The sequence below is a fragment of the candidate division WOR-3 bacterium genome, assembly GCA_029858255.1.
GTDB lineage: Bacteria > Hydrothermota > Tepidihabitantia > SM23-42 > SM23-42 > SM23-42.
The window spans coordinates 1-6,146 of record JAOUFJ010000059.1 but is presented as its reverse complement, the minus strand read 5'-3'; the positions used below and the strand labels follow the sequence as shown (position 1 = coordinate 6,146).

5 protein-coding genes and 1 tRNA gene are annotated in these 6,146 nt (G+C 48.6%); 3 read left to right on the top strand and 3 right to left on the bottom strand.

All coding sequences use genetic code 11. The annotated features are described in order from the left end of the window. The 3 genes from OEV79_12185 to OEV79_12175 all read right to left on the bottom strand — a co-directional run. A partial coding sequence (locus tag OEV79_12185; GenBank protein MDH4212193.1) for a GTP-binding protein occupies nucleotides 1-110 on the bottom strand: 110 nt, incomplete at its 3' end. 64 nt (nucleotides 111-174) lie between these two features. Then, nucleotides 175-248 (bottom strand) — tRNA-Thr (locus OEV79_12180). 183 nt (nucleotides 249-431) lie between these two features. Then, nucleotides 432-1,490, bottom strand: a complete 1,059-nt coding sequence (locus OEV79_12175) for an iron-containing alcohol dehydrogenase family protein (GenBank protein MDH4212192.1) — start codon at nucleotides 1,488-1,490, stop codon at nucleotides 432-434. Nucleotides 1,491-1,600: 110 nt separating this feature from the next. Between OEV79_12175 and OEV79_12170 the strand changes: the two genes are divergently transcribed. From OEV79_12170 to OEV79_12160, 3 genes are all read left to right on the top strand, one after another. Further along, complete coding sequence (locus OEV79_12170) at nucleotides 1,601-2,974, top strand: NOL1/NOP2/sun family putative RNA methylase (protein MDH4212191.1); 1,374 nt, start codon at nucleotides 1,601-1,603, stop codon at nucleotides 2,972-2,974. Between the two features lie 57 nt (nucleotides 2,975-3,031). Beyond that, nucleotides 3,032-5,086 (top strand): elongation factor G, encoded by a 2,055-nt coding sequence (gene fusA / locus OEV79_12165; protein ID MDH4212190.1) that lies wholly within the window; start codon nucleotides 3,032-3,034, stop codon nucleotides 5,084-5,086. A 95-nt stretch (nucleotides 5,087-5,181) separates the two neighbouring features. Then, the gene (locus tag OEV79_12160; protein ID MDH4212189.1) at nucleotides 5,182-6,060 is read left to right on the top strand and encodes a PhzF family phenazine biosynthesis protein; all 879 of its coding nucleotides are present in this window, start codon (nucleotides 5,182-5,184) and stop codon (nucleotides 6,058-6,060) included. The last annotated feature ends 86 nt before the right edge of the window (nucleotides 6,061-6,146 follow it).

Genomic DNA, 6,146 nt, shown 5'->3' with positions numbered 1-6,146 from the left:
TCCAACGCCTTCGTAATCGCCGCAGTCAACGCCGTCTTACCATGATCAACATGCCCAATCGTCCCAATGTTAACATGCGGCTTCGTCCGCTCAAACTTCTGCTTCGCCATAATCATCCTCCTTAAACAAAAAACACCAAGCCCACGGCCGGGTTCGCGCCCGCCTTCTCGGTTAAGCCTGGAGCCGGAGTCGAACCGGCGACCTCGTCCTTACCAAGGACGTGCTCTAACCGACTGAGCTATCCAGGCACAAAAGTGCGGGATGCTCCAACTGAACTGCATGGGCAGTAAAAATTACACAGACTATTATTATATAAATAAATAGGAATTTGTCAATGGGTTAAAGCGTATCTTAATGTACAGAGCGATCACCGCAGGCAGGCCTTCGGAGCCGCGATACAACTTCGAACCAGCTTCCGAAATGCCCGGTATTCATAAGCCCAAGAAATCGACGATTTTTTCGATCTCTTTTTCCTTCGGGTGTCGGTCTTCGAGGATTGTATAGCGCTCCGGGCGTATCTTTGTTGCATTTAGCACGACGTTCACGAATTCGGTCATATTCAGGCCCAAATGGGCTAGGTTACAGGGGAAACCGATATTCGTATAGAATCTTCTTGTTGCCTCAAGAGAAACATTTTTCTGCAGGGCCATAGTGAATATCGCGGCGATGCCGACTTGCTCGCCGTGCAGTCCATTGCTGCGTGGACAGAAGTGGTCAATCGAATGGCTGATTTTGTGCTCGCTGCCGCTTGCCGGCCGCGACGTGCCCCAGATGCACATCGCAAAACCGCTCTTAACAAGACCATGTGCGAGTTCCTGAAGAAAAATGGTGCTTTCTACTTCACTGGTCTCCATGTTGAGGAGCCGATGCCCACCAGATTCGGCCAGCTGAAGAGCACTGACATTGATTTCTTCGCCTTGCTTTTCCTGGGCGAGGCGAGCGTCAAAAACCGCTGAGAGGTTTGAGATCAGGTCGCCGACTCCGGCCATCAGGTGGCGCCTCGGCGCCTTTTTGATTATATCCAGGTCAATGATCACACCAAACGGGGCCTTGGTGATATGGCTCACCGGAATATTTTCGTTGTTTTTGATGACCGATACTGGCGAGGCTATTCCGTCATTGGACAGAGTGGTTGGAATACTTATGTACTTCTTATTTTTCAACCCGGCCGCTAGTTTGGCGACGTCCAGAACCTTGCCTCCGCCAAATCCAATGACCAGGCCTGGTTTTTCCTCCTCGATCTTCTGTGCGACTCGCATGGCATTCTGGTCATCGCTATTGTCTACGTGCTGCTCAAGGACATCCAGATCTTCTGCACGCAGCGTTGCCAGTATCTGATGGCCGCCGATGCTGACCGTGTTCTCATCGCACAGCAGCATTATTCTTTTTGAAATAAGATTGTGCTTGTCGAGTATTTTCAACAAGTTCTCGATTTTCATTTCACCGAGTTCAATGAACTGTGGTAATTGGACGGCCGTATTCTTCTGCATCAGAATAGACTATTGAAATCGCGGCAATAGTCAATAGAACGGTGGTGTGAGGTTAGTGTGTCTTTCTGGTTTTTGTTGACTTTTTGGCGAAAACAGTTATATAATAAAACATGAAAATGGAAAAACTGTATGAGAGATATGAATCCATAATTCCAGATTATCAAAATTTCATGCAATATCTGAGAAGACCCTTGGTGCAGTCCCTGCGCGTCAATACCCTCAAAGCCAGGCACGAGGAAGTAACTGCTCTTCTCAAAGATATGAAACTGCGCCAGTTGTCTTTCTATGAAGATGGTTACAGCGTGCTCGGAAAATATCGACTCGGCAGGCATATCGCGCACAATCTTGGTTTGATATATGTTCAGGAAGTGGCGTCGATGATACCCGTGGTCGTTCTTGACCCCCAAGGTGGTGAAGTCGTCCTTGATATGTGCGCAGCGCCAGGGTCCAAGACCACTCAGATTGCACAGATGATGAACAACCGAGGTTTGCTCATCGCCAACGAGATCAGTCGCAAGCGAATAAGGGGATTGATCCACAATATCAAGCGGTGCGGGTTGATCAACGAAGCGGTCATCAGCATCAGCGGGCAAAAGGTCCATCGGGTCTTCGACAATTACTTCGACCGCATTCTTGTTGATGCACCGTGCAGTGCCGAAGGAACGATTCGCAGGTCCAAGGCAGTTCTATATCACTGGGGTATCAAGAATATCAAGCGCATGTCCAGGATTCAGATCGGCCTTGCTGTATCAGGGTTCAGGGCATTACGACCTGGCGGTACCATGGTTTATTCAACGTGCACTATCGCTCCCGAGGAGAACGAAATGGTGATTTCATACCTGCTGGAAAAATTTCCAGAGGCTGAGATCTTGCCTGTTAAACTTGATAACTTTAAGACCCGGGCCGGTGTTACACGATGGCAGGGTACTAGTTTTGACCAGAGGGTCGAGAACTGCACACGCATCCTGCCGCAGGATAATGACACAGCACCGTTCTTCATCGCCAGGCTAACAAAGAGAGGAGTGTGTAAACCTCGCATGGATTACCTGGGGAAAATAGAAACGAACAACAGACTACTGACCATGTTTTCAGAGCATTTCGGTGTTGACGGAGAGAATCTGAAGCCTTTTGCGCTCTTCAAGTACCGCAATGAGGATTTCATTTCGACCCCGGAAGTCTTCTCCTTCAGGGAGGCTAACGCGATCCGTAAAGGATTGGAGTTCGGCCGGGTTTATGGCCAGGACTTGAAGCCAGACAATGATTTCGTTCAGCTCTTCGGTTCGAATGCTACGAGAAACGTGATAGAAATGGAGGAGTGGCAGGTCACGAAATTCCTGAAAGGTGAGATCGTTAAAGTAGATAACGTGTTGAATGTAGAAAAAGGTTTTGTGATCATTCGTTACCACGGTCTCCCAGTGGGAGTGGGCAAGTACAATGGGAATGAAATCAGGTCGGCTATAAAACGTGAACGCAGGACTCTGTAGTACCACGCCGCAGTAACGGCAATTGACTATTCAATATATTTCACTATACTAAAGGTTATGATTGACTTGGCAAAAATAAGAAACATTGGCCTGGCAGCTCATATTGATGCCGGAAAGACGACTACTACCGAGCGTATTCTTTTCTATTCGGGCCGGATCCGGAGGATGGGTGAAGTGGATGATGGTTCGGCAACGATGGATTGGATGGATCAGGAACGCGAGCGCGGGATCACGATCACCTCGGCAGCGACAACGTCTTTTTGGAAGGAATATCGTATCAATATCATCGACACGCCTGGACATGTGGATTTCACGGTCGAGGTCGAACGATCCATGAAGGTACTTGATGGTCTGATCGCGATATTCTGCGCCGTCGGCGGAGTGCAGCCCCAGACCGAGACCGTGTGGCGGCAGGCTGACAAGTACCGGGTGCCGCGCATTGCCTTCGTCAACAAAATGGACCGCATCGGAGCTGATTTCTACCGTGTCCTGAATCAGATGAAAAAAAAGATATCGATGAAACCATTGGTGCTGCAAATCCCGATCGCAGACCATGACATGTTTTATGGATTAGTGGATATAGTTAAGGAGAGGGCTGTCTACTGGGAGGAAAAAACCCTGGGTACCGAATTCAGAGAGGAGGAGATTCCTGAAGATTACCGAAAACTAACCGAGCAGTACCGGAATGAAATGCTGGAAACCCTCGCCGAATATGACGAGGATATTTTTGAGAGTTATTTTGGCGAGATAAAGATCCCGGTCGACAAAATAAAATCGGCAATACGGAAAGGAACAATCAACTTGCACTTCTTCCCTGTATTCTGCGGTACCGCGCTGAAGAATATGGGTGTGCAGAAGCTGCTCGATGGTGTATTGGATTATCTACCCTCGCCGGTCGATTTACCGCCGATGAAGGGTATCAATCCAGAAACTTCGAAGGAAGAAACCAGGCAGCCTTCAGTAGATGCGCCTTTTTCTTCCCTGATATTCAAAGCGCAGACCGATCCTCATCTCGGTCTCATTTACTACATACGCGTCTATTCAGGCCATATCGAATGTGGTGACAAGGTGTTGATCTATCCGCCGGGAAGAGTAGACCGGATAAGCCGGCTACTGCTCATGCATGCCAACAAGCGAGAGGAAGCCAAGAGTCTGACCGTCGGTGAGATTGGAGTGGTGACGGGAATCCGTGAATGCAAAACTGGTTATACACTCTGTTCGAAAAAGTACCCGATTTCGTATGAATCCATGCGTTTCCCGGAGCCGGTCATTTTCGTGAGCCTGGAGCCCAAGACGAAGATGGACGATGCCAAGCTTGATGATTCATTGAAATATCTGCAGATCGAAGATCCGACGTTCAAAGTGCGAACTGATGAAGAGACTGCACAGCGTATCATATCTGGAATGGGTGAGTTGCATCTTGAGATAATCGTCGAGCGTTTGAAGCGCGAATTCGGCGTCGAGTGTCATGCGAGTCGGCCACAAGTCTCATACCGTGAGACAATCACCAATCCGGTCACCACCGAAGGCAGGTTCATAAAACAGACTGGTGGACGCGGCCACTATGGCGTGGTCAAAATGAAGATTGAACCGGCTGAGCGCGGTAGCGGGGTAAAGATCCAAAGCAAATTAAAGGAAGGAGTAATTCCCAGGCAGTTTGTGCCGGCCATCGAGCAAGGGATAAAAGAGCAGGCCGAGGTGGGAGTCTACTTCGGTTATCCAATTATTGATATTCAGGTCACGATACTCGACGGGCAACATCACCCGACCGATTCATCCGACCTGGACTTCAAGATCGCAGCGCAGATCGCACTGCGTGAAGGATTTTCCAGGGGCGATCCAATTCTGCTGGAGCCGATCATGTCACTTGAGATAATAGTTCCCCAGAACTATCTTGGTGATGTTATCAGCGATATCAATGCTCGCAAGGGTAGTATTCAGAACATTGAAACCAATAAACAGGAAAAAATATTAGATGCGAACCTGGCGCTCGCCAAATCATTTGGTTACGCGACCGATTTGAGGTCGATCACACAGGGACACGGTATTCACACGATGCTGTTCTCCCATTATGCACCAAAGGAAGAGAAAAAAGAAGAAAAGATTTTTTAGCAGATGTTGTTAGACAGTAGAGTGATTCCAACATGCTTCATGGTGGTCCTCGCACAGGCAGTGTGGACGTGCAGACAATTATGAAGGGAGGTATGATGAAAAAAGAATGCGTGTTCATTGATGTTTTCACAGATGTGGCGTATACAGGAAATCAACTCGCGGTTTTTCCCGAAGGTGCTGGTCTGACCTCCGCGCAGATGCAAGTATTGGCCAAGGAGATAAATTACTCGGAGACTACGTTCGTGTTCCCGGCAGATACGGCCGAAGCGGATTTCAATATTCGTATATTTACTCCAGGACGCGAACTGCCTTTCGCCGGGCACCCAACCCTAGGGACTGCTTATGCGATAATGGATCTTTTTGACATCTGGAGTGAGAAGAAAGATATTCTGAAATTGGCGACAAAGGTCGGAGTGATTCCATTGAAGAGAAAAGACGACACGTTATGGATGACGCAAAACGAGCCAGAATTTTTTGCCCAGTATGAAGATCGACTGGAGATCGCCGGGCTCATTGATCTTACGCCTGATGATATATCGAATGAACTGCCGATTGAGGAGGTGTCGACTGGCAACCGGGTTTTGATCATACCGGTCAATTCCCTGAATGCGCTACAACGAACTCAAGGTAATGTGACCAACATGAAGAAATTCTTCAGAGGGGATCTGGTCGGCCCATACCTGTTCAGCCTCGAGACCACGGATGCGACGGTGAAGGTTCACACCAGGTTCTTTGCCCCGCATTTAGGCATTCTTGAGGACCCGGCAACTGGCTCGGCAGCCGGCCCGCTCGTCGGCTATTTGCTCAAGCACGGTATTTTTGGAAAGAAATTTGAGATCAGGAATGAGCAGGGCGTAGAAATGGGACGCCCGTCATTGATAATAATGAGAGGTAGTCTGGAGGGCGGTAAATACTCCATCGAGATCGGCGGCAGATGTGTATACGTCGGCAAGGGCGAGTTCGAAATAACATAACACTTCAGAATCCGCCGGGTTCGTGCATAAAAAATAGACAGGTATTCAACGGTTTTATACTGGTCCGGATAGGTTTTGTTTGTTTT

Excerpts from the sequence above, each read along its gene's own strand:
- OEV79_12175 (MDH4212192.1), bottom strand. The coding sequence starts at position 1,490 with ATGCAGAAGAATACGGCCGTCCAATTACCACAGTTCATTGAACTCGGT.
- OEV79_12170 (MDH4212191.1), top strand. The coding sequence starts at position 1,601 with ATGAAAATGGAAAAACTGTATGAGAGATATGAATCCATAATTCCAGAT.
- fusA (MDH4212190.1), top strand. The coding sequence starts at position 3,032 with ATGATTGACTTGGCAAAAATAAGAAACATTGGCCTGGCAGCTCATATT.
- OEV79_12160 (MDH4212189.1), top strand. The coding sequence starts at position 5,182 with ATGAAAAAAGAATGCGTGTTCATTGATGTTTTCACAGATGTGGCGTAT.